The organism is Caenispirillum salinarum, assembly GCF_044803115.1.
Lineage (GTDB): Bacteria > Pseudomonadota > Alphaproteobacteria > Rhodospirillales > Rhodospirillaceae > Caenispirillum > Caenispirillum salinarum_A.
Genome location: NZ_CP085224.1, coordinates 2,775,018 through 2,799,028 on the forward strand (window position 1 = coordinate 2,775,018; position 24,011 = coordinate 2,799,028).

Genomic DNA, 24,011 nt, shown 5'->3' on the forward strand with positions numbered 1-24,011 from the left:
TGGCCGCTGGAGGAAAGATCGCTTTCGAGATTATCCGGCCTCCGTTTGACAGTGGCGGCCGTGACGCGGGAGACGCATCGGCCGGCCGCCGCTTCAGTCATGGCGTGCGAGGGAGCGACAAGTGCCGTCAGGACATTCGCGCTCGCAAATCTGGAGGAAGAGCCGCTCCAGATCGGCGCGCGTAAGGGCCTCCTGCGGGATGCGGCCGCGCTCCGGGTCCACGAGGCGCGCCATGCCGTGCCGTTCGAGGAACTCCATCACGGTGCCGCCCGTGCGACCGAACGACCCGATGCCCCTGCGGCCGCTCAGGGCCTCGTAAAGCGGGTCGGCGAGCATGAAGGCGACCTCCGGAGCCGCATCGGCCAGCGCTGCTTCGGTCCGTGCCGCGATGCGAAGCCCCTCGGCGTCGACGTCTCCGAAGTAAAAAAGGATGTCGAAGGGAGCCTGCTCGAGAAGGTCGCGAACGCCCCTCATCCTCGCCGATGCCGCGCCACCACCGCCAAAGATCACGCACGAGAAGGTCCGCGTATCCGCGTTGACGACGCAGGCGCTCCGGAAGGTGTCCTTGTTCTCGACGAGAAGGGCCCGCCGGCCCGGAGCGTCGGGTCGGAACCGGGCGACGAGCGGCTCCGGAACGATCTCGATCCGCAGGAGGCCGATCGGAAAGCGCCCATCCGTGAAAGCCTTCCGGGCGATCACCTTCTCGAGGCGCTTGTCGTCGCCGAATATCTGATACGAACGTTCCCGCATGGAGGCCATATCCGCTCCGCGCCCGTGCCGCTTCAGCCAGCGGTCGATCGCGAGCCAGTCGTCGGCGTTCCGGAGCGCCTTTTCGCCCGCGAGGAACTCCAGCGCCTCGTGCCACGGGTGCTCAACCCGGTGGGCGGGGCGGTCGAGGCGCGGACCGGCGGCCGTGTTTCTGAAGAAGGCGGGCAGAGGCGGGTGCACCGACGGGTCCCAGAGGTTCCGGCTCGCAGGGAGTTCCGTCAGGCCGCGCCGGCTGAGACTTTCGGCCGCGCAGGCGAGGAAGCGGCGCGGAGTCCAGTCATTGCGGCCCGTCTCCCGTATCACACGGGCGGCGACGGGGACGGCGTCCGTCGACGGAATGCGCCGCCGCTCCGGGAAGGCCGCCCTGACCTCGCTCCAGAACATGTCGACGAGGGAATCGGGAAGTTCGGCATCGTCGTCGATCATCTCAATTGAAGTCTTCCGAATTCGTGGGAGTTCTGGTTCGTCGCGCCATCCGGCCGTTCGACGTCGGTCACCTCGGCGTAGGAGGCCGTGGCGGTGCGGCGCTGGCGGATGGCGATCTGCAAGGGGAACATCCCGATCACCGAGTTGTCGTTGATGCCCGTGAGACCGATCATCTGGATGCCCATCTTCGCGCCCATGTCCAGCGCCGGCCGCACCAGCTTGGAGTGGTTCATCTCGCCGACTGGGTTGTCCAGCAGGAGGAACATGCCGTCGCCACCGGCGCGGCCGCGCGCCTCCATGCCGACGCGCATGTGCACGAAAAACAGGATCAGGGTGGCGAGGAGCTTCTCACCGCCGGAGAACTTCTGGAGGTCAGACACCGGGTTGTACTCGACCTTCCAGTCGGTGGCGGGCCGCAGGGTGCGGAACGACACGAGGCGCCTGCTCTCCTCTTCGGCGACGCCTGCGCGCTCGCTCCGGGCGCCGAAGACGCGCTTCGCGATCTTCTTAATCAGGGTCACGTAGTCGCCCGGCGGCGGCTTCCCGGCCTCCTGATCCCGGATGGTCTCTTCGAGCCAGGCCCTTATGCGGGTCTTTAGGACGTCGGCGTGCCCGTCGCGGAGTTCCCTTGCGAGGTCGACCTTGACAAACGCCCTGCCGGACCATTCGCCCATCCCCGCCGGAACTACGCTGAGCTTCTCGATGGACCGGATGCGGTCGTGGATGCGGTCGACGTAGCCCCAGATGACGTTGCGGCAGTTCTCCATGTCCTGCTCGGCGTCCGACAGGCGTTGCTCTACGGACTTGACGAGGTCGCGCTCCGTGTCCACGAGACCGGCGGCGCGGCCGCCGAGGGACTCGTCGGCACGCAGGTCGAGCGCCGCCACCGTCTCGGCGACCAGGCGGTTGCCGGCGTAGGTGGTCACGAAGTCGGCGTGGTTCCGGATCGCACGCTGGACGGCCCTGTCCGCCTCCTGTAGGCGGCTCGCCGCAACCCGAATGCGGTCCTTCAGGTCCTCCTCCCCCTCGATAAGGTCCCTGACCGATGTCTCCGGCCTGTCGGGCCCGTCCGCGACGACCAGGTCGTAGTGGCGACAGGTGTTCGCGATCCCGCGGGACTGCTGCTCGCAGGCCGCGAGTTCTCCCGAAATGCGCTCGATCGCGACCTCAGTGCCCGACAGGGTCCCCTCTAACGCCTTCCCGTCCCGCTCCAGGCCGCAGACCACGTCGTTGCGGAGCGCCACTGCGGAGTTGCAGGTCTCCGGGTCGTCGTACCCTTGGGCGTCGTCGGGTCGCGACAGCTCCTTCTCGACCGCGAATTCCCGGGCCTCCCGTGCCGCGGCGTCGGCGTCGCGCTTCGCCACCTCGTGCTCCCCCGTGGCGCGGCGCACGGCCTCGCTTAGCGGCTCAATATCCCTCTCCCGGGGCCTGCGCCCGTCGGACCTGAGGTCGGCGATGACCTCGTCGAGGTCGTTCAGGGGCGCGTGGACGGCGCGGTACTCATCGGCCTTTTCCTGGCGCGCCGCCGCCTCGCGATCGCGCGCGAGGACGGCGTCTCCGCCGACCTCCATGCGGCGCACGTGATCGGCCTTGATGCGGTAGGCCTCGATCAGGGCGTCGACCGTGTCGTCCGGCCGCAGGGACGCCTCCGGGTCCCGTTCGGGGACGGCCCGCAGACGCGTATCGGCGTCCTCGCGCCGGCGGTCCGCCGAGCGAGCGCGGGTGTCGGCGTCGCGGGCACGGGCGGCGTCGGCGGCGGCCTCGGCCTTGAGGTCCTCGGATTCCTCGCGCAGGTGCGAGGTCGCCGCCGCGATCCTCTCCCTCTCCGCCGCGAGCTCATCGAGCACCTCGCTCCAGCGGGTCACGTAGGCGGAGAGCGCGTCGAGGCGGCGGACGGCGGCGGCGGCGGCCTCTTCTGCCTTCTCGAGCGCGTCGGCCGCGAGGGCAGTGGCCTCCGTGCGCCGGCTGAGCGCGGCTTCGGCGGCGTGAAGTCGCTCGACTGCCCTTTCGCGCGCCGTTTCGGCCTCGTCCGCCTCGGCCGCGAGCCGCGCGTCGCTGCCCCGCGGATGATCGCGCACGAACGCGTCCAGTTCGGCGAGATCGCCGGCCGCCTCGCGGGCGTCCTCCTCCAGCCGCGCGATCGCCCTCCCGTCCTCCTCAATGCGGCCGATGATGCGGGAGCGTTCGGCGTCGGCCGCCTCGCGGTCGTAGGTCGCCGGGGTGGGGGTGACCACGGCGACGGCGTCGGCCCGCGCGTCGCCCACGCGTCCGTCGGCGGAGACGAAGACGGGAACCCGGATGGAGGGGTCGCCCGACAGGTTCCGGAGGGCGACCTCGACCGCGTCGGGGTCGGCCGCGAGAACGCGGACGCCGCTGAACTTGGCCGGGTCGGCGGCCAGCGCCGCCCTGATCTCGTCGGGAGAGCGCTCATGCTCGACGAGATAGCGCGGCATCCATTGGGCGTTGATCCCCTTTTCGTTGAGGCGGGAGATTGTCCGGTCGACCTCCTCCGTCGGCGGCAGAAGGCCGTCGTCGTCGATGACGTCGACGATCCGCAGGTTCTCCTGTACCGCGTCGGCCAGTCGCCCCGCCTCCGTCTCGTTTCGTCGGCGGGCCGCGTCCACCGCGTCGCGGAGCGCGGGATCGTAGAGATCGGGGGCGTCGCCGCCGATGAACTGGACGAATCGGCGCTCGGAGACGGTCCCCCGGAACGCCTCGAAGCGCGCGAGGCGGTCGTCCGCCTCCCGTAGTGCCGCATCCGCGCCGGCCAGGCCCGTATCGGCGTCGTCGCGCTCGCGGCCGGCGGCGGCTTCGACGCGCTGCGCCTCGTGGAGCGCGCCCTCCGCGTTCCACCGCCGCCCGTCGGTGGCCTTCCTGTGGCTGTCGGCCTCGTCGCGCGCCGTCCGCGCGTCGTCGCCTTCGGCGAGATGTCCGGCGGCCACGAGGCGGGCGTAGGCGTCGGCGGCTCGTTGCTCATCCGCCGAGATGTCGGCCAGACGCCCCTCGGCGGACTTCAGGCTCTGCGCGTTCGCGGCGAGCCTTTCCCGGGCGGCCGTCTCGAGGTCCCGTGCCGCGTCCCTCTCGGATTCCGCGGCGACCCGTTCGGCGACGGCCTCCGCCAGGACCCCCTTGAGGAGGATTGCGGCGCGGCCTCCGATATCGGCGAGCGCCCGCCTTTCCTTAGCCAGCGGCGCGGCCTCGCGCTCGATCTCGTCGTCGAGCTTGGCGATGCTGTCGTCGAGGGTGATGATGGCGGCGGCCTTGATCTCGGCGGCGCGGCGCTTCTCCGCCAGGTCGGCGGCGGTCAGGCAATCCTCCGCCTCCTTCGCGGCGGCTCGCGTCTTCTCGGCCGCGAGTTCGAGGCCGCGATGCTCGATCCAGTTCCTTTCCTTCCTCTCGCGGCCCAGCCGCTCGGTGAGCGCTGCGATGTGGTCGCGAACGGACGTCCGTTCAGCCTCGGCGGCGGTCTTTTCGTTCCGCAACGCGGCGGTGCGCGCCGCGATCGCGGCGGCGATATCGGCGTAAAGGCGCAGAGCTTCGCTGCGTGCAGCCTCCGCCGCCTCGCGGTCGGCATGGGCTCTCGCGATCCGCTCCATGTGGGAGACCGACCCCCCGAGGAATTCGCGCAGCGACCGGTTCGCATGGTATTCGGCGTGCCCGCGGAGCGTACCCCGGACCGTCTCGACGAGACCCGGGTCGTTGGCGGAGCCGACGATGGGCGTGAGGATGAAGTCGAGGAAGTCCTCGTCGGTGCGGAACCGCTTGAGGATCTCCGACGTCGCGCCGGATTCCCGCTTGTTCAGGTTCAGCATGAAGTGGATGGAGGAGGCGAGGTCGATCCGCACCTCCCGCTCGACGAAGTCGCGCCACTCGCCCTGCACCCGGGTGTGCAAGAGGTCGCAGGCCGGGTCCGCGCGTTTCATCTCCTCCAGGAGGTCCGTGAACTTCTTCACGCTGGCTGGCCTGATGCGGCCGCGCTCGACGGGGAGGGCGTCCATGCGGGTCGTCGGCGTGACGATGAAGGAGAAGTAAACGCGCTCGAAGTCCATGCCGCCGCTCTCGGTGCGTCGCGCGCGTCCGGCGAATCCGACGACGCGACGTCGGGGTCCGTCGACGAGGTCCGCCTGTGCGGGGCCCGGCATGGTCACCTCCATGGCGACGATCCCGATCCTGCCGTCTGCGAAGAGGTCGGAGACCTTGCGGCCGTCCTTCTCGAGGCGGTTGACGTCGGGCTCGTAGATCGCCGTGAGACACGTGATCATGGTGGTCTTGCCGCCGCCGTTCTGAAGGCGCAGAAGGACGGCATCGGCGGGGACTAGGCCTCGCATGACGTCTATCCGGAAGCCCGCGAAGCGGGCCTTGGGGACGCCCACGCCGTTCATGGCGATCGCGGTCATTGCGGGCATGGACGGTCTCCTTTCACCGAACGGCCGGAGAGGGCCGCGCGGATTTCGATGAACAGGTGGTGATTGAGGCGCTCGCGCACGAAGACCCCTAGAAGCAGCGTTGCCTGGTATTCCGTGCGTCCTTCGCGGCACTGGCGTTCCTTCACCAGTCTTCGCTTCTCGAGGGTCCTGAAGGCCTTGTCGATCGCGTAGGCCACCGAACCCGCCGTGTAGCGGCCCTTGGGGGTCGGCTCGAGGGACAAGTTCTCCTCCACGACCCGCCACATCTCGATCTCGTCGTCGGAACCGCCGTTGCGGGCGGCCGCCCTCATGGTGTCGACGATCTCGGCGACGGCGGAGAACACGTCCTCGACGGACAGCGGCCGCGGCACCGCGGTCGGATCCGTCTCTACGTCCTCTGTGTAGTAGAGGGCCAGGATTGCGGCGATGGCGACACCCATCAGTCGTCGGTCCTTCGCGGAGAGATTCATTTCCACCCTGTCGAGCAGCGGCGAGGTCGACGTCGAGACCCCGATCACGATGCCCAGGGTGGGGTCGTTGTCGAGGACGTCGCCTCCGAGCGCCTCGACGAGCCCCCGAAAAGCGTTGCGGAATCCGGCGTCGGCGTCGTACCGTGCCAAGTGTGGTCGGACCTCGCGGCAGTCGCCGCCCTTGAGGCCCGCGAGGAGAAGTTCGGCCATGTCCCTCCCGAGCGCCCTGCACTCGTCGGGGTCCAGGGCGGCGAACACGCTATCGGTCATCGATGTCATCCTGGTCCTCCTCCGAGTCTTCGTAGTTGGGAGCCTCCGGGTCGAGCAGCTCAAGACGGAAGTCGGTGCAGATGACGGAGGTGGTCGCCACGCGTCCGCCTCCGAGCGGCCTGACGGTCGGATACTTCCCGTTGGCGCGCAGAAGAAGAACGTCCTCGCGGGTCGCATCCGCCTCCGGTTCGACGGCGTGACCCAGGCTCAGGTCTGCGACGAAGCGGGCGGCGTCGCGGTGCGAGCGGAACAGGAGCGGTTCTCCGTCGGGGCCGCGCAGGAGCCCGTCGTCATCGACGATCGGCCGGTCCGGCGGGTCCGCGTCCTCGTCGGCCGAGACGGACCAGCGACGGGACTTCTCGAGAAAGATGCGGGTCGCGAAGAGGCACGCGAGGTAGAGGATGCGTTCCGTTTCGCCGGCCTCCTCGAGACGGAGGAGGAACTCCGACAGACAGAACGGTCCATCGGCCTCCTTGCCGTAAGTCAGAAGCAGGTCGTCGACGCGCAGTTCGTCATCGGCGTCGAAGAGGTTGTCCTCGTCCGACTGGATTTCCTCGGCGTAGTCGGAGTCGGGATCGGCGGATGACGGATCCGGCTCGGCCTTGCGGATCGAGAGCAGCCTGCCGATCCAGTGGACGGGATCGGCGGATGACGGCGCGCTCATGGTGCCGAGCATCTCGAGAAGGTCGAAGCTCCGGTCGCCGAAGACGTCGGCGGGCGCCCCGAGCAGCGGCAGAAGAATGTCGCTCTCGAAGTCGCGCATGTTCGTTCGGGGCGGCGGCCGCAACCCCACGGTGGACTTGCGGCGGATGAACTCCTCGTGGAGCGTCACCGCCTTGCCGCTGATTTCGGCGTGCTTGCGGAAGGCGCGGGATCCCAGCCTGTCGAGGTCCCTGATCCGCTCGCGATCATCTTCGGCGGCCTCGTGAAGCGCGTCGATGAGGCCTTTGCGGAGCTTCTCGTCCTGCTCGATGGCCTCGCGCGACTCCCGCCTGACGTCCTCGACCGTCGACTCCAGGTCGGACCACGAAGTCCGCCGGATCTGGTAGAAGACGCGGCTCAGGGCGGCGCTGAGCTGCGCATCGAAGGCCATGGCGACGTTGTACTGGCCGCCGAGGTAGGTCGACATGCGGTCGTAGTTGCCGTGGCCGAGGTGGTGCTGGATCATCAGTCGGACCGCCGCATTGACGTCCGTGACGTCGAAGGAGAGCGAATTGAGAAGCGCGTTCGCCGCGACCTCGGTGGCGCGGACGATGGCGGTGCGGCCGTCGGCGCCGAAGCGCTCCTCGAGGAGGCGGTAGGTAAACACGCTCGTCCCGCCGAACGGGCGGTAGGTCCGGTCGATGCGCTGCCCCCCATGGTTCAGGAGGCGGTCCAAGGTGCGCTGCGCGTAGGCGTCCGCCGCCGGACGGCCGACGGCGAGGCCGAACCAGGAGGCCTGGGCCTCGATGCGCCCGACCATGTAGGTCTGCACCTCCTCCCGGGTGGCCCCTTCGAGGGCGTATCCCGCCGATGCCGACGCCAAGCCGATCCGCGATATCACGTAGAGGACCGCATCGAGGATCAGGGTACCGTGATCAAGCGATCGCAGCCCCTCCGCGTCTCCGATCTGAACAAGGGAGGGACGCTCCATCAAGTCCGAGACGACGCGCGAACTGAGCTGCTGATGCAGCGTGGGTCCCCCTCCGTAGCCGGGTCCGGCTCCGCCGTCCATAAGCGCTCTCCGTTCGAAAACTGAACCCATATGACTTTTCGAACGCAACGTTGTCAAGCTCCGCGAACGGTTCTACTCTCGCGATCCGCCCGATGTCGCCCAGGGGGCCCAGTCACCCGGAGTTTTCGTTGTCCGACACTCAACCTTCCGATCTCAACGTCCGCCGCACGGAGCGACTCGTCTACGTAGAGGAGCGCCTGTTCTGGACCGGGCGCGTCAACGGGGCCGACCTCATGGTCCGCTTCGGCATCTCCAAGGGTCAGGCGTCGGCCGACCTTGCCCGCTACAGGGGGATGCAGTCCGCTCCAGTCCTCTACGACCCGAAGGAGCGTGCGTTCGTGGCGCCCGAAGGAATGAAGGCGGTCCTGACGCGGCCCGACATGGACGGGCTGATGAACCTCATGAGGAGCGATCCTATGACGGCGGACGACGTCATGGACCTCGGGTTTCTCACGCCGGTGTCGCGGCGCGTCGACCTGGCGATCGCTCGAAGCGTCGTCCGCGCGATCATCGGCCGGCGGTCGCTCGCGGTAACATACTACTCGCTGTCGTCGGGCCGCAGGGACAAGGTTCTCTCTCCGCATGCCCTGGCGACGGACGGGATGCGCTTCCATGCGCGCGCCTACGACCACGACCGGCAGCGGTTCGCCGACTTCGTGCTCGGCCGCATGGCCGGGGCGACGGACGCCGGGCCGTCTCACGCGGACCCCGACGGGGACACGGCGTGGTTCGAAATTGAGCATTTGGCGCTGGTGCCGAATCCCGCCTTTCCCGACGGCAAGAGGCGAGCGGTCGAGATGGATTACGGCATGAAGGGCGGAAAGCTGGTTTATCCTGTCAGACACGCGATGCTACTGTATGCGGACGCCCGCCTGCTGCTCCACTCGTCCTTCTCGGAAATGCCGCCGGTCAACAGGCCAATCGTTCCTGAGGACCAGGCGGCGTACGACGCCCTCGTCGCGGCGGCAACGGGAGCCGGCTGACGACCGGGGGTAACGAACTGGCCGCGGAGCGTTGGCGGTCAGGGCGTCCGGATGTACCCCGGCGAGATCACGCCTGCGCCTCTGCTGTGCCAGCCGACACCGCAACCGTCCTCAAGTCGCTGAAGGCCGCCGAGCATGTCGAGGCTTCTCGTCGATCCGACCGGCGGGTGCGCCATCGCGGACAAGGTCGCGGAGGATTCCGACGAATCCGACGGCTCCGGTATTCTTCGATTCGGCGGGCGCAGTCAAAGGTGGACCGGATGTCACCGAGTAGCCGCACGCCGGAAGCCGTCGTAAGCCGATCACCTGCTTCCGATCCAAAGGGGGTCGAAGGGCGGAGGTGCACTGCGGCTGTTGCGACAACGGGGACGCCAAGGCGCACGTCGTCCGGCTCGAACGCGGAATGGCGCGAAGCCTGCCTCGGTCGCTCGGCACCTTCGCAATCGCCGCGGCTCAGCGGGCGGTCGCGGGCCTCTTCCAAACCTGGGGAAGCCCTACGGTGAAGGTGACGGGGCCAAACCGTACGGCTCTGTCCACCACGATCTCGAGGACGTGCGGGTCCGCTTGCCCCCGATACCGGAGATGACATTCGGGACCGTCATCCTCTCGCATCATTTGCGTGATCGTCAGGATGCCGTGGCGATGCGTGACTTTGTAGCCGCCGATGCGCCATAGGACGTCGCCTCCGGCGGTGAATTCCACCGCCTGCTCGCCGTCCTCGAGGGACACGTCGCCCACGCCTGCCGCGGCACCTCGTGTGGCTCCTCCCGACCAGCGCCCGAGGAACTCAAAGGTCGGCCACCACCGGGACCGCCGCTCCGCAGGAATGAGACCTACCAAGCGAGCGGCATCGGCGCGGTCGAAGACGTCGGAGGCGTCGTCGAGAAGCCGATCGAGAATGGCGTGGGCCTCCATCCGGCGCACCGGGTCGAGCGGCCGTGGAAGAGCCCTAGCCATGACATTCTCTTTCCGCAGCGAGCCCGTCGGCAGGACGTCCCGTCGCGATCTCGCACCGGTGCCGCGCGCACCGTTTGCGACGCCTCGGCGGGCGACGATGGCGGCGGCCTCTCACGAGCCTCAATGCGCTCGATCGGCAGCAGCGCTGATCGCCGTCTTCGCCGTCCGCCCCCTGGTCCTCCGACGGATGCAGCCGGACGGCCTCGGGCCCCACGGGCCGGGCGACGTCCGCCGTCTTCGTAGGCGAGAGATTCATGCGCATGAAACTGCCTCCCTCTGCGGATCCGCTCCTCCATCGCCCCCTGCCTTGTTACGGCGACGGCCTTTCATGGCCTTCCGGGGGCCAAGGCCGATCGCTTTGCGTTCGCCCCGGCATCAACGCCATCAGCCAGCATTCGAGAAAAAACTCCATCGCGACCTCGACGCGCACGCTCTCGCGGCCGGGTAGTGTCAGCAGCACCGCCTGTGGATCATCAGTCGCGTCGTGTACGCTCTGGACGGCGGACGCGCGAACAGCATGCCGTCGCCGTCATCGCCGACGAGGATGAGGACGCTGCCGATCGTCTTGATCCTGTTCATGTCCAGCACTCCGGTGGAAGCCGGCGCCACGCCAGTAGTCCCGAGCGGCTTCCCCAGCTCACGCTTCCGGCCTCTGGGACGGATGCCGATCTATCGAGCAGCATCGCGCCTTCTCAGGTGCGCTCGTCACATATTGTTCCGTAAATGTTCCTGCGGCGCAAGGGCGGAATTGGGCTTCGCGTCGGCGACCGTCGGAGCCGGCTCACCCGTCGGGATCGCCTAGTGGCGCAGCGTAAGTTCCTCTTTTGGGAAAGTACTGGCCCGGACGAAATCCGTTCCGTAATCTGCGGCAACGCCAGGGCCGCCCACCTCCGCCCATACCGTTCCGACTGGAGACCGCATGAGATCCGCGATTCTGGCTGCACTGGTTGGCGCGGCGGTCGCGCTGCCCGCTCCCGCGAATGCCGACCTCGTTGGGAGGGCTTCCGTAATAGACGGTGACACCCTCGAAGTCCGCGGACAGCGAATCCGCCTTCACGGTATCGACGCGCCGGAGAGCGCCCAGACGTGCCTGGACGGACAGACCGTCCGGCGCTGCGGCCAGCATGCCGCCAATCAGCTCCACGAAACCGTCGACCGACGCCTGGTCCGGTGCGAGGGCGACGAAACCGACCGCTACGGGCGCCTCATCGCCGTCTGTTACGTCGGGAGTTCTGACATCAACGCCTGGATGGTCCGCTCCGGACTGGCGCTGGCCTATCGCAAGTATAGCCGCGACTACGTCGGGGAGGAACGGATCGCCAGGCGCGAGCGGCGCGGCCTCTGGGCCATGGCGTTCGACGCGCCGTGGGATTGGCGGCGCGGAGAACGCTCTCGTTTCGCCATCCCGGGGGCGTCGGCGGGGGATGCCGCAGCTTCGCGCGGCCGCGGCGGCAGCACCGCGAAGGACAGGGATTGCGGCGACTTCCGCACGCAGGCTGAAGCTCAGGCATTCGTTCGAGACGCGGGTCCCGGCGACCCTCACCGCCTGGACCGCGACGGCGACGGTCGCGCCTGCGAAAGCCTGCCCTGACAGGGGGGAGGGGCCGCTTTAGATAAGCCGGCGGGGCCGCACGGGCTCCTGGAACGGCCGCGTGTTCGCCTGCCACAGGAACGGTGTTCCGACGAGCCTCACGTGCGCCGACTCATCGCGCGGAGAAAGGCCAGAACGGACTGGCGCTGGTCCGGCGAGAGCCTGTTGAAGACGGAAACCAGTTCGAGCGCCTCGGTGGACTGCCGTTCGGCCCGACGCAGGCGCTGCTCGACGACGTCGCGCCCGATGCCCTCGAAGAACCAGCCCACGGCGACACGAAGCGCGCAGGCGGCGTCGAAGAGACGGCTACCGCTGATGCGGTTGACCCCGCGCTCGTACTTCTGGATCTGCTGAAACGTTACGCCGAGCCGCTGCGCCAGTTCGTCCTGCGTCAGTCCTAGCAGCGATCGCCGCAAGCGGAGACGCTGCCCGATGTGAACATCGACGGGATCCGCTCCGAACTCCTTCGCCGAAAGTAGAGGCCTTTCCGCCTGGTCCCCGCTCGCCATGGCCGACGCTCCGCATGAAGATTTCATCGAGCTGCGATACAGCCATAACGTGCCGGCGTCAACCTCGTTCGGAAAGAGTCAAACACGAATCTCCAGCCCGTGCGACGGCACCAGCCCGATGCCTCCCCTTCGGCGTCTTGCCGGTGGGGGAGGCATCGGCTCGCAGGACCGGAGCCTATTCCGCGGCGACGCCGTAATAAGCCTCGAGTTCGGAGCGGGCCTCGCTCGGCAGGTGGTCGCGGAACGGCTGCGGCTCTCCAGCCGGATTCTCGAAGACGATGGACGGATCCTGCCCCTCGAAATGGCCTAGGCTAGGCACGTGGACGCGGTAGCCGAGCAGATCCCGGAGCCGGGACGGCATGCTCCGGGCGACCTCCGGCGGGGCGACCAAGTACTGGTTCTCCGCCTGGCGCAGCCATCCCAGCGCGTAGCTCATGACCACGCCCCTCCGATGGCCGTCGGTCCAGTTCGCGCCCCCGCCGTGCAGCGCAGATCCCCGCCAAAGAACCACGGAACCCGGTGACATTTCGGCGTAGGCGATCTCGGAGGGGTCGGCGACGCGCCGAATGGGCTCCCGGTGGCTGCCGGGGACGATCCGGGTGGCCCCGTTCTCGACGGTGAACTCGGACAGGGCCCACATGGCGTTGATCATGTTTTCGCCGCTCCCGCGCGGCACGGGCCACATCTCGTCGTCTCCGTGCAGAACCTGCTCCGGTTCGCCGGGGCCGATGGAGATCGCCTGCGAGAGGTTGAGCTGGATGGCCGAGCAGCGCGGCAGAAGGACGTGTTCCGCCGCCCGCAGGACCGCATCGTCGAGGCACAGATCTTGGCTGGCGGTCGATTTGACGATGACGCCCCCGAACCGCACCGTTCGGCGGCCGAAAAACAGGCCGTCGCCCGGCGGGGTTCGATCGAACCAGGGCGCGAGGTCCTGGCGGACGGCGCCGAGAAGAGCGGCATCGCAGCGGTTCTCGATGATGACGGCGCCGTCGCGGTCCAGGGCTTCGGCGATGCGGCCCGGCTCCGCTGCGGCGGCGGGAAGACGGACGAGTTCGGGACGGATCATGATGGTCTCCTGACTGTTCGGATGGGATGGTGCGTCCGCCGCACCCTCGGGAATTCCCTAGGCTGGGGATTCTCCGGGGTTTCCGGGGCGGCGGCGCTTCGCGATGATCGGCGGACCACTGAGAGGAGGTCGGCCGTGACGGATGAGGAAATTGCGGAACTCGTGAGGCTCGCGGGGGCGCTGCCGCCGGAGGCGGCGCAGGCGCTTCTCGAACTGCTGCGCGCGTTTGTGCCGGACGCGGACGGTCACGATGCGGCACCGGGAGTCGCCGGCGCCTCGTTCGCGCTCATATGAGGCACATGAGCCGACCCTTCGCTTCCTCGTCGGCCACAGCGGGAGCATGCGTGCAAAGTTCGGCCGCCTCGCGAATGGCGGTGACGCTGCCGGCCGGCAGGCGCGCCTCGACGGCTTGGCGGTGGAGCCAGTGCAGGGCCTCCGCGATCTCGCGGTGGGCGGCGTGCGGCTCACGCCCGCGGACGGTGACCTTGTCCTTCATGTTCGCCTCCTCACGCGGCACGGGCCGCCGGTGGCGGCGCCAGGACGTCGCCCCGGATGCCGCCGACCGCGCGCACCGCGCGCAAGGCAGCCTCGGAGATCGGCACCCGCGCCGCCTGCACGGGGATTCCACCCTTCCTCTTGACGGGCCCGAGTGGCTCGATTTCGCATCCGGCGGACCGGATGACGCTTCTGAGGATCAGCGGAGGCATGAGAACGAGCATCGCCTCCAGGCCGCGGTCCAAGCCGAATTCCTGGCAGGCGGCGACGAGCCGGCGGCTGACGTTGCGCCGCTCGTCTACGGCCAGTCCGGCGTCAATGCCGAACCGCGTACCCTCCCAGACAGAAGGGCTTTCCGGCAGCGGCCCCTCGACGAGGTCCGGCCAGAGCTCGCGCAGCATGTACGGCCGCGTCGTCGGGACGAGCCGGGCCACCCCGTCCACGCGGCCCGAGCCCCCGCGGTGTACCAGGTATACGGCGGCCGGCGTGTCGAACTGGTCGTATTCGGCGTCTTCGTACGTCGGGACGTCATAGCCGGTGCGGCGGACGAAGATCGCGTGGCGGAGCCTGTGGGAGTCGTAGAGCGCCCCGTCATGCAGGTGGGCGTTCGCCCAGTTGATGGCGTGTATCATTTCTCTTTCCTGCCGGTTTGTTTGGCGGCGGAAGAATGAACACAAACCTCTTCTTCAGTTAACTAGGGCGCCTCCTAGTTGATTTTACGGCGCAATCATGCCGAAGCGAATCGCCTTGACCACTGCGAGTACACGCGTCCCGGCTTCGAGCTTCGCCATCGCGTTGGTGAGGTGAAACTCGACCGTCTTCTCCGAGATGTTCAGAATCCGTCCGATTTCCCAGTTCGTCTTGCCTATCGCGCAGTACGTCAGGCACTCCGCCTCCCGCGGCGATAGGCGCGGCGGGTCCGGCATGGCCTGGGAGGGCTGCAGTCCGAGGACGGCGGACTGGAACTGGACGGTGAGCAGGCGGATGAGCTGCGTCGGCGCCTCGCGCGCGGCATCGCCCAGGTCGGTTGCGAGACTGGCGCAGAACAGGTCGCCGGCCGGGCCGTGGATCGGGACGACGAGGCCGTGGTGCAGGCCCGCAGCAGCCGCATCGTCCAGCACCCGGCGTTCCGCCTTCGGCACGGTGAAGTCGCTCCACCGGAACGGCATGGCGCTGCATCCGGCGAACCGGATCATGGGATCGATCTTGTCGTAGCCGCTCTTGTAGTAGTGTTCGAGCCAGTGCTCCGGAAACCCCGCGATCAGGAGAGGTCCGTCCTTTCCGTAACGTTCCGGCTGCCTGAGCACGCCGCATACGAGATGCGGAAAGCCGAGGTCGTGCATCACGCCGCGAAACATGCGCTCGAGGTCCGCCAACTCCGAGGCCGCTGACGACCTGTGGAGGAAGTCCAGAAGAAGTTTATCCCTCACGCTAGTCCCCTTTCCCGTGAAAGACGCAGTAAAGCATACGATACAGGCTGAACGGAGGTATAGGTCGTCGCGGCTGCAGGAAATCGACGAGGCCGGCATTGCGGAGCCTCCACGGTCACCGCTTTCGCCGTCAGCCCGCCCAATTTCCGTCAGACGAACCACGGAAGCCAGCGGTGCCGTCGAAACGACCGGAACAGGTGCAAGGCCCTCGAACGGTCGTTCTCGTGAGCGGCATGTAGAGGGGGCTCCCCCCGGAACCGCCCAGCGGAGTGGGAAGGCCGGGACTGGCTGGAGCCGCCACGCGTTTTTCGCTGTTGACGCAGCCGAAGAGAGGGACCCACGGGGAACCGGTGCGGGTTGAGGGTCGAAGAGGATTGAGACGGGGCCGGCACGGCGGTCCGCTCCAGCCTACGAACACACGACGAGGGACATGCTTTGACCATGCGCGCCACGCCCGCTTTCCCACCGACCGCTCTACCTCCCGCCGGAGCTCGTCCGCGCCATCCCGGCGGCGACGAGGTCCGCCACGGCCTCTGCTCAGCAGAAACCCGGCGGTATCTCTGAAATGTAACTTTCGCGTATTTGAAATGCGGGAAGGTTACATGTCCGGTGCCGGTGCGGCGTCGCGTTCCCGCTATGCCGGCGCCGCGGCGTGGCGTATTTTCGGTTCGGGTACTGCACGGAGGCCGCCATGCGCATCGATGCTTCCCTCTATCGCGTCGCGATAGCATCCGTCTTGTACGCGGCCGAGTACTTGCGCCGCCTGCCCGACGATCGGGCGCCGATCCACGCCGTGCTCCTTGCGACGGGCCGGCACAATGGCGCGAGTCCGGAGCCGGCGCGGGCGATCGTCGGTGGCCGCCTCCGAGCCGCCCTGGCGGGCCGGGCATCCCCCGACGAACTGACGCCCGAAGAGCATGCTGCGTGGCTTGAGGCCTTCAGCAAGAAGATGTCGGAGCCGACGCCGGAGGAGGAGGCCTACTTCGCCGAGCGGCGACGGCGCGGCGTCGGGGTCGGCCTGGATGAAGCGGGCCGCCTGATTCGGGCGTCGGATCGGCTCCACGATCTTGACTTCGAGGCTTGGACCCGGGAGCAGTCGTCCGCCCTCAGACGTGCTGCCGCCTCGCACCCCACGGTCTTCGCCGAGATCGACGTGCCGACGGTCGTCGAGGAGTTGAAGGGTCTCGGTCGGCAGGCCGCGCGCGAGGTGTACGATCGTCTCGTCGTGCTCTTCGAAATGGAGATACTTCTGGCTGCCTCCGACGGCGCCGCCGTCGACCTGAACGCCGAAGCGGTCGATGTGCCGGTGACGCAGTCGCGTCGGCGGCTTTGGCGCGCGGCCGTCGCGGGCCTCGAGAACGATGTGGCGATACGGGCGCAGGGAATTCCGGCGCTTGCGGCTCCCGCCCGCTTCGAGACGCTGATCGAGAAGGCTTGGCGCGACGGGCGCCGCCGCGCTCAATCCTGCCCGGTCGCCGCAGTCGCCGCGCGCGTGGCCGGAGTGACGCCCGCCACGTGCCCCGATGTGGTCGGCAAACGCCTGGAAGCGCGCGTACGGCCGCAGGACGGCCTCGTTGAAGTACCCAGGTCTGATACTTGAGAGCCCGCCCAAGTCTCCGTTCGCCCCCCGCGCGTTCCGCCTGCGGAACGGATGATCGACGCTAGAAGGCACTGACAGTTATATGGAAGCCATTGTCCATGAGCCGTTTGACCCTCACGAGCTCGTATGATCGATGCGGAGGATCAGCACCTTCCGAAACAACGGCCTGACGGAACTTGCTCCGAGTTCTGTAGCGCGCGAGGACCTCATGCTTGACGCGCCGTTCACTCTTCGTCTCGCCCACGCGCTCCGCGACGCCGCCGGAGATGGCGTCGAGGTGTGGCTGTTCGGATCGCGAGCGCGGGGTGAACACCGGCCGGACAGCGACTACGATTTGATGGCCGTTGTCCCCGACGACGCTGATCTGCAGGTCGTCGATGCCCGCCTTCAGGCCGCGGCCCATAGGGTGGCGGCCCGCATGGCGGCAGACGTCACCGTGGTAGCGGTCTCCCGCCGCGCCTTCTTCTGGCCGCTCGCCGACCTGCATCCAGCGTCGGTCACCTACGCCTGCCGCACCGAGGGACGGCGGATCGTCTGACGCGAAAGACCAGAACGAGTCGCCGCACACGAAGGCGAAGCTCGGTAGGCCGAAACGAGCACCGACACGGGTGCCACGCCGCGAGGGCGGCTAATTCGCCAGGATCAATCTCCGGCGAACCGGGCGACGTGCTTCGGATGCGCGTTCGGCCGGCCCGGCGGTCAGGAACGGGAAACGCGCTACTTTTCCCGCCCGTCGTCGGTAAGGCCTGGAAAACCGGCGGGAAGCCGAAGGGCTTCAAGCAGGACATCCGTGAGATCCCCGGCGGACTCTCCGGATACGGCCGACGGCCTTCCCGCCGCAACCACCTCCTTCAGAAGCTCGTGAACGGTCGGCAGGAGCGCGCGGTCGAAGGAGACGACGCCCAGCGGCATGGGGAAACCGTCGCCGGCACCCATCGGCGCGTGAACGAGCGCCGCGAAGAACCGTCCGGGGACGAGGAGCAGTTCAAAGTTCCGTGGCACGCGGCCTGGCCGCAACGTGCCTATCGAATCGAACACCGATCTGAACCGCCAAGCGGACTCCTTCTCGTCGTGAGTCAGCAGGATTGATTTCAGCCGGTCGGGGCCGTCTTCGCCGACCAGATGCTTGCACAGGCCGTCGACCAGACCGTCGAACTTGGTCGAACACCCCCAGTAGGGAGTGGCGGGCCGAAGCCAGATCAGCGGCTCGTGCGGTGGTTCATCCGTGGCGACCGCATGTTCCAGCGCCGCCGTCAGCACCTTTCGGGAGTTCCGTTCCACCCACAGGGTCCCGAATATCCGGACGGTTTTCCGGTCCTTCCTGAACTCTCCTACCAGGTCCGCCGCGCGGCGGAGGAACCGCGGGCCGTCGAGGTTTCCGTTCTGGAAGAACCCTCCGACCTGGTCGGGGGCGCACTCCTGCAGGTAGTCGGCGGCCCGCGGATCCCAGAAGGAGGACGGCACGGTGTGGTTCTTCAGCAGCGTTCCGCAGGCTGTCAGCACGGCCATTCGGTTGTCGAGGTCGATGCCCGACTTCCACCCCAGAAGGTCGGGCTCGACCTGACTTGGGGCATCCTTCCTGGCGGTGACGGTCATCGGCACGGTCGTCGCCCCGCGGTCCAGCCCCGCGACTTCGTCGATGGAATAGAGCACCGTCCGCTCGTCGTCGCGGCCCCCGAACAGGTGCTGAATCTCGCGAAAATGCTGATGGAACGCTTCGCGGACGCGGGGTGCGGCGTCCGCCGCCGTCCGTGCGTCCGTCACCGGGATCTCCGGCAGCGTCCGCGCGAACGCGTTCAGGCGGGACGTCCGATGGGGACAGTAGGAGATCAGATCGAACGGTATCCTATGCATCTTGCGCCGAACCTCGTAGAGCGACGGCGTCTCGGCAGGTCCCTCGAACTTGTCTTCTCCCGCCGCTGTCAGACGAACCCGCCCGAACTGTCGGCAGACGAGGTCCTTGCGCTCCGCGACGCTGATCACGTGCGAGGTCTCGTCGGCCGTAAAGCTGAAGAACTCCCCGATCTCCGCCTCGGTTATCGGCCCGAGCGACTTCAGCAGCCGCATCAGGAACTCCGTGGTCAGGGAGAACTCGCCCTCCTCCGCGACCTTGTAGCTTATTTCATATGTTCTTAGGGGTAACTTCAAGTCCAGATGATCAACCTCCAGCGCATGATTCTGGTCCTCGTCCCGCTCCGCCCGGTCGTCCGCCGAGCGGGGATTCAGTCTCAGCGTTCCCCTCATTTCCCTTCTCCCGTCGTCGAACCGACCGTCACTATTCTTGCATTTCCCTCGGCCGCCAGCGAAGCGACGGCGGCGGATACGGCCGCCATCGGCCCGTCCTCCGGCCATCCCGTCCGTGCCCCGACGATGACGAGCCGGTCCATCGCACGCGAAAGCGCGACATTGATCCGGTTGGGCCGGCTCATGAAGCCCTGCCGGATCGTGCCGTGCGAGCCGTCGGCGTTGTTGCGGACCAGCGACAGGATGACGATGAGGTTCTGCTTGCCCTGGTAACTGTCGACGGTGTCGATCTTGACGCGTTCGAGAAACCGGGGAGTGAGGCCGGAGGCCGCGATCTTGCGGGAAAGCAGTTCCTTCTGGCCGGAATACCCGCAGATCACGCCGATCGGCGGCTCGCCGTCGGCGGCATGGTGCGAAAGCCACTCCTCGAACGCCTGGTCCGCCTCGAGGTCCGTCAGCAGTTGCACGATCACGTCGGCCTCGACGCGGTTGCAGAGCGTCTTCCGCCTCGCGCCGAGGGGGGATTGGTGGCCGGTGCGGCCGAGCCCGGAGGTATCGTACCAGGTGACGGGGAGGTCCAAAGGCCCCGGCGCGATGCCGACGGGGAGTTTCGGAGTCTCGCGGCCGTGTTCGAGCCGGACCGCGGGCTCGTAGAACACCTTCGAAACCATCGCCCCGATCGGTTCGAGCATGCGGTACTGCACCTCGAGCGTTCGGCCGTTGGATCGCCCGTGACCGGAGGCGAAGGCCCGCTTGAAGTCACTTTCCCTGATCGTCTCGTCGTTGACGCCGAGACGTTTTGCCGAGGCGGCGATCACGTTCCGGTCATGGAACGGCTCGAGTTGCAGGTGATCGCCGACGAGAAGCGCCCGCTTCGCCGACTGCAGAGGGACGGCGAGTTCGCCGGGCGCGCACCGGGCGGCCTCGTCTATCACCACGAGATCGAAAACCGCGTCCGACAGGCCAAGGGAGGATCGGCCGAGGCCGACGCAGGTGCCGCACACGATCTGCCGGGTTCCGACCAGGAACTGCTCGAAATTTCGTCGGCGGGTCCCGACGTGACCGAGCCAATCGTCGCTCAGCCGCATGATCATCAGCAGCCGTCTTACGTTCTCGCGATTGGTGACGCCGAAGTCGTCGGCCAGGCGCTCCACCAGAGCCGCGAACAGCTCCTCCTCTTCCAGCCCGGACCGAACGTCGATCTCGGGAAGCCCGATCGTTTCGATCATCTGCTCCGCCGTGGCCGCCAACGACGCCAGACGGGCGGCGTTCCCGTCGACGGTGTCGCGCCGGTCGGCGGTCTCCACCGTCAGGTTGTGGATTTGTCGAATCACCGGTCTGAGCGCCGTAGCGGCCCGGAAGAACTTTTCGATGAAGGCCTCCGGCAGCGACAGGCGCTCGCCGGCGAAGGTGACGTTTTCCCTCAGCCTCGCCTTGAATCGCTCGCGGTAAAGCGTTTCGACGTGGGCGGAGTGGAAGGGCATCAGCGGGTCCGACACCACGCCCTGCTGCCCCACCCGGACCAGGCTGGGCATGCCGCCGTGTGCGCCGAAGAGCCGCATGATGTCTTCGGCGGCATTGTTCACGGCCTCGTGGGACTGGCTCGCGAGCAGCACGTTCCGCATGCGTCCTTCGGTGAGCGCGTAGTGGATGAAGGCCGCGATGAACGTCGTCTTGCCGGTGCCCGGCGGACCTTGCAGGAGACCGACCGGGCCCGTCGTCCAAAGTTCGACGAAGCTCTCGGCCTGCGAACGATTGAGGCCGTAGAACCCCATCAGGTGGTCGACGTCGGGCGCCGGGCCGAACGAGCGCACCTCGGGTTCCGCCGCTGGATCGAAGTAATCCACGAGATCGCGGATTACCGAGCGGTGGCCGAGAATCCGGCTCGTTGCGCGATCCCGTCGGTTGCGGCCTTCGAGTTCGAACAGGCTGTCGAAGCGCAACCGGGTGCCGGCCCGGCAGAGCGGGCCGCGCCGCCTCGAGTCCGAGAACGAATCGTCGATCGCGAGCTGCCTGCCGTTGGTCCGGTCGACGTCGAGCCGGCCCAGTCTGATCCATTCGTCTCTCCGCGGATGCGGCATCCGGACTTCGACTTTGTCGTTCCTGTCGAAGTCCAGGGTGCCACGGGCGGGCGAGTAGGAGACGAGGTGACGGTCCGCTTCACGGGCGTAGTGGCTGTCCGCATCGACTTCCACTTCGGTATAGAATTCAGTTTCGATGTCGATCAGGGTCCGCCACAGCAGCGGCACGTCGAGTTCCTCGTCCGCCACCGACCCTTCGCCCTCACCGATCCCCTGATCCTCCTCGACGGTGCCGTCGGCTGCAGGCGGGGCGTCCAACTCCTCCTCGTCCGACTCGTCGACGTCCTCCGGCGCGGCGGCACCCAGGGCGATGCGAACGGCCTCGTTGGACAGGATCCGGTCGAAGTCTCGGAAATTCCACTGAGGGACGTTTTCGATATCGATCGTGCAGCGTACAGTCGCGTCGTGCCTGCGCGCCGCGGTTGCCACTTTCGATTGGTCGACCCTCCTCAGCACTGCTCGTCGCGGCCGGCCGTCGCGATCGAGGAACACGAGGAGTTCGGAGTCGGCGCCGAAGACGCTGACCTTCGGTTCGGCGCCACCGTGGACGCGGACGTAGTACCGGCCCTCGTCGGCGAGCATAAGGCCGGCGGCATCCGCGCTCATCAGGCCGACCCTGACATGGGGAGCGGCCTCCTCGGCGGCCGGATGCAACGCGACTGCGATCGCATCCTTCAGCGGTTGAAGCGTCGACAGCGGCGGATGGCTTGAGCGGCACACTTCGATCGCCTCCGCCACGGCCGGAGCCGCCGCACGGGTAGAAGGCGCCGCGGCCAGCAGTTCCTCCGCGATCTTCAGGACGGCAAACCGGTCGCGCTCCAGGCTGCCGCACGACCGCGACGGCGCGTAGGCCGGATTGCTCCTGTCGGCGCCGAACTCGAGGACGTCGATGAGAATCGGGTGGAACTCCCCCTTCTCGTCTCTTTTCACGACGATGTTCGACGGGCTCAGGTCCCCGTGGGCGAAGCCGAGGGCGTGGAGGTCGTCGACCGCGTCGATCAACTCATCCACGAACGTCAGGGCACCGTCGACGGAAGGAACGCTTTCAGGAACCGTCTGCGCGAGGGTCTCGTCGCCGACATGATCCGACACCACGAGGAGATGGTCCCCGAGATAGGCGACGCTCCGCACCTGCGCGACCGCCCGGCCCGATTGCAGGGAGAGAAGTTCGGCCCTCTCGCAGAATTCCAGCAGTCTCGCCGCGTCCGTCCGCTCGTCCTGCCAATTGAAGGACTTCCAGAACTTCACCAGGACGCGGTTACCTTCGGTCCCCGACACGTAGACGAGGACACGGTCGTCGTCCTTCAGGGCCTCCCCGGCGGGGGGATAGGCTTGGTAAACCTGCAGGATACTTTTCCAGGTTCGGTACCGTTGCAGCCGCTCGATCAGAGCGCCGACATCGGGCCGATCGCCGAGGCTCGCGTTGAAGGCTGCGAGCATCGCCTCGGCATCGGTGAACCGGCTTTCCGGGTCGGTGTCGAGCGCACGCGCGAACCAATCGTGAAGCTCTTCGTACTCCCCGCCGGCATCGGCCCCTGGCTCCCATTCGGGCGGCTCGCCGTCGGAGCCTTTCGCCGCGGTCCCGAACAGGAGCAGGTGCGCGATCTTGCCCAACAGGAACACGTCGCGGCGGAAATGATCGGTGCGGCTGCCGAGAACATCCTCGGGGAGGACGGTTCTGTTGCCCAGGAACGCATAGCGGTCTTCGGCGATCGACCGGTTCTCGCCATAGTGCGCGCAGAGGAAATGCGACAGCCGGATCGTCGCCGGCATCTCGACCCAGACGCTGTGCTCTCCGAGATCCAGGTGGGCGGCACCCATACGATGCAGGTCGGCGGCGTGGCTTAGCAGAATCCGCAGAACGTCGATCCGCTCCTCACGGCGATGACGGCCGAGATCCGCGGAAACGAAATCGCCCAGGCGGCGCAACTGCTTCCGCTTTTCGAAAATTTCCCAGTAGCGGACTCCGGTGTCGGGCTCGGCCGTTTTGGGGCGCAGGGAGAAGCGTTCCAACTCCGGGTTCCGGTCCGCGAGATGGGCCAGGACCCGCTGCTCCCTCCCCGCGATGTCATGACGATACTCTTCGCTGACGAACTTGACCGGAGCCTTCCCGAAGTCCCACAGCCTGAGGAGGCCCGAGGACCGGTCGGAATTGATTTCGACGCATTCGTGTTCAACATAGACGCGGTCGGGGTGGGCGTAGACGACGTCGGAGGTGACCCGATGGCCCCCGAAGGTCATCTCTTGGGCGCGGAACTGTCCGTTCCGCCCGACGAAGAACGACTGCAGCCGCTGTCGCCACGGGCTGTCCTTCGCCAACAGCGGGTTCGTCTTGTCGATCCACTTGGGTTGTAGGAACCGCTTGTACCGCTCTCTGGGGTCAGAAGTGACGCGGCAGAACTCGTCGATGTGGAAGACTCGAGACCGCTGTCCCTCGTCGAACTCGTCTTCGAACCGGCTCCGCCCCGTCAGGATGACGCAACTATCGATGAAGGGCAGGTCGATCCGATCGCCCTTCGACCGTGTCAGCTTCTTGAGATGTCCCCTCAGAAGCCCGGCGACGAGCCGCGCGTTATCGGCGATCTTGTGCACCGGGGATGCCTCGGGCGAGCGGCCGTTCTGGGACCAATAGGCGCCGTCGCTGCCGATCGTCCCGTTCCAGTCCTTGATGTCCGCCAGCATGATGCGGTCGTCCATGACGATGGCGATGTCGACTTGCCGCCCCTTCTGGCCCGGCTGGATCACCTCGAGGTTTGCGAAGGCGTACCAGTCGCCCGGTAACTTCTCCTTGAGTGCCTGTACGCCCTTGATTTCGCGAGCGTGGATTCCTTGTGCGTTGGCGTACGTCACCTGCATGGGCTGCACCGACCGATCGTAGATAATCAAAACGATCGCGCCAGATAATACTAGCCGGTAGGAAATTGCAATGCATGCCGGCGGCAATGCGTACCGAGCCCTGAAGCAGTCCTCACCCGGCTTCGGCCATGCCGGATGCCGCAGC

Annotated in this window: 18 protein-coding genes; 5 read left to right on the forward strand and 13 right to left on the reverse strand. The window is 67.3% G+C overall.

The features are described 5' to 3' along the window. Positions 1-93: 93 nt before the first annotated feature. Genes LG334_RS12695 through LG334_RS12710 form a run of 4 tightly spaced genes read right to left on the reverse strand, consistent with a single transcriptional unit; the run spans position 94 to position 8,054 of the window. The gene (locus LG334_RS12695; RefSeq protein WP_404378614.1) at positions 94-1,194 is read right to left on the reverse strand and encodes a Wadjet anti-phage system protein JetD domain-containing protein; all 1,101 of its coding nucleotides are present in this window, start codon (positions 1,192-1,194) and stop codon (positions 94-96) included. Then, a complete protein-coding gene (locus tag LG334_RS12700) occupies positions 1,191-5,600 on the reverse strand; it encodes a hypothetical protein (protein WP_404378615.1) in 4,410 nt (1,469 codons plus the stop codon). Before LG334_RS12700 ends, LG334_RS12695 begins: the two co-directional genes overlap by 4 nt. Beyond that, on the reverse strand, positions 5,588-6,349 hold the full coding sequence (locus LG334_RS12705) for a hypothetical protein (protein WP_404378616.1): 762 nt from the start codon (positions 6,347-6,349) through the stop codon (positions 5,588-5,590). Before LG334_RS12705 ends, LG334_RS12700 begins: the two co-directional genes overlap by 13 nt. Then, positions 6,330-8,054 (reverse strand): hypothetical protein, encoded by a 1,725-nt coding sequence (locus tag LG334_RS12710; protein WP_404378617.1) that lies wholly within the window; start codon positions 8,052-8,054, stop codon positions 6,330-6,332. The genes LG334_RS12705 and LG334_RS12710 overlap by 20 nt, the downstream gene beginning before the upstream one ends. A gap of 128 nt (positions 8,055-8,182) precedes the next feature. Here LG334_RS12710 and LG334_RS12715 point away from each other — a divergent pair, with 128 nt between their 5' ends. Further along, positions 8,183-9,037: a WYL domain-containing protein gene (locus LG334_RS12715; RefSeq protein WP_404378618.1), complete on the forward strand. Its 855-nt coding sequence runs from the start codon at positions 8,183-8,185 to the stop codon at positions 9,035-9,037. 453 nt (positions 9,038-9,490) lie between these two features. Here the strand turns inward: LG334_RS12715 and LG334_RS12720 are convergent, their stop codons facing one another. Continuing rightward, positions 9,491-9,952: a hypothetical protein gene (locus tag LG334_RS12720; protein WP_404378619.1), complete on the reverse strand. Its 462-nt coding sequence runs from the start codon at positions 9,950-9,952 to the stop codon at positions 9,491-9,493. 492 nt (positions 9,953-10,444) lie between these two features. Beyond that, positions 10,445-10,573, reverse strand: a complete 129-nt coding sequence (locus LG334_RS12725; RefSeq protein ID WP_404378620.1) for a hypothetical protein — start codon at positions 10,571-10,573, stop codon at positions 10,445-10,447. Between the two features lie 340 nt (positions 10,574-10,913). On the opposite strand from LG334_RS12725, the gene LG334_RS12730 reads away from it, so the two are divergent. Continuing rightward, on the forward strand, positions 10,914-11,585 hold the full coding sequence (locus LG334_RS12730) for a thermonuclease family protein (RefSeq protein ID WP_404378621.1): 672 nt from the start codon (positions 10,914-10,916) through the stop codon (positions 11,583-11,585). A 98-nt stretch (positions 11,586-11,683) separates the two neighbouring features. On the opposite strand, the gene LG334_RS12735 is transcribed toward LG334_RS12730, so the two are convergent. Both LG334_RS12735 and LG334_RS12740 read right to left on the reverse strand, forming a co-directional pair. Beyond that, positions 11,684-12,094, reverse strand: coding sequence for a helix-turn-helix domain-containing protein (locus LG334_RS12735; protein ID WP_404378622.1), 411 nt, complete (start codon positions 12,092-12,094; stop codon positions 11,684-11,686). A gap of 175 nt (positions 12,095-12,269) precedes the next feature. Next, complete coding sequence (locus LG334_RS12740) at positions 12,270-13,160, reverse strand: phytanoyl-CoA dioxygenase family protein (protein ID WP_404378624.1); 891 nt, start codon at positions 13,158-13,160, stop codon at positions 12,270-12,272. A gap of 135 nt (positions 13,161-13,295) precedes the next feature. Here LG334_RS12740 and LG334_RS12745 point away from each other — a divergent pair, with 135 nt between their 5' ends. Continuing rightward, entirely contained in the window at positions 13,296-13,454 is a 159-nt protein-coding gene (locus LG334_RS12745; RefSeq protein WP_404378625.1) for a hypothetical protein, read from the forward strand. Here the strand turns inward: LG334_RS12745 and LG334_RS12750 are convergent. The 3 genes from LG334_RS12750 to LG334_RS12760 all read right to left on the reverse strand — a co-directional run bounded on the left by LG334_RS12750 (position 13,447) and on the right by LG334_RS12760 (position 15,013). Beyond that, the gene (locus tag LG334_RS12750; protein WP_404378626.1) at positions 13,447-13,656 is read right to left on the reverse strand and encodes a hypothetical protein; all 210 of its coding nucleotides are present in this window, start codon (positions 13,654-13,656) and stop codon (positions 13,447-13,449) included. The genes LG334_RS12745 and LG334_RS12750 overlap by 8 nt on opposite strands. A 10-nt stretch (positions 13,657-13,666) precedes the next feature. Continuing rightward, positions 13,667-14,287, reverse strand: coding sequence for an acyl-homoserine-lactone synthase (locus LG334_RS12755; protein ID WP_404378627.1), 621 nt, complete (start codon positions 14,285-14,287; stop codon positions 13,667-13,669). 84 nt (positions 14,288-14,371) lie between these two features. After that, entirely contained in the window at positions 14,372-15,013 is a 642-nt protein-coding gene (locus LG334_RS12760) for an autoinducer binding domain-containing protein (protein WP_404378628.1), read from the reverse strand. 763 nt (positions 15,014-15,776) lie between these two features. Here LG334_RS12760 and LG334_RS12765 point away from each other — a divergent pair. Then, entirely contained in the window at positions 15,777-16,685 is a 909-nt protein-coding gene (locus LG334_RS12765) for a DUF29 family protein (protein ID WP_404378629.1), read from the forward strand. Between the two features lie 208 nt (positions 16,686-16,893). Beyond that, positions 16,894-17,223: a nucleotidyltransferase domain-containing protein gene (locus LG334_RS12770; RefSeq protein WP_404378630.1), complete on the forward strand. Its 330-nt coding sequence runs from the start codon at positions 16,894-16,896 to the stop codon at positions 17,221-17,223. Between the two features lie 179 nt (positions 17,224-17,402). Here LG334_RS12770 and LG334_RS12775 read toward each other — a convergent pair whose 3' ends face one another. Together LG334_RS12775 and LG334_RS12780 are read right to left on the reverse strand one after the other, a co-directional pair. Continuing rightward, positions 17,403-18,929 (reverse strand): hypothetical protein, encoded by a 1,527-nt coding sequence (locus tag LG334_RS12775; protein ID WP_404378631.1) that lies wholly within the window; start codon positions 18,927-18,929, stop codon positions 17,403-17,405. Further along, positions 18,926-23,866 carry an AAA domain-containing protein gene (locus LG334_RS12780; RefSeq protein WP_404378632.1) on the reverse strand — a complete coding sequence of 1,647 codons (4,941 nt, stop codon included), beginning with the start codon at positions 23,864-23,866 and terminating at the stop codon, positions 18,926-18,928. The genes LG334_RS12775 and LG334_RS12780 overlap by 4 nt, the downstream gene beginning before the upstream one ends. Positions 23,867-24,011 lie beyond the last annotated feature (145 nt).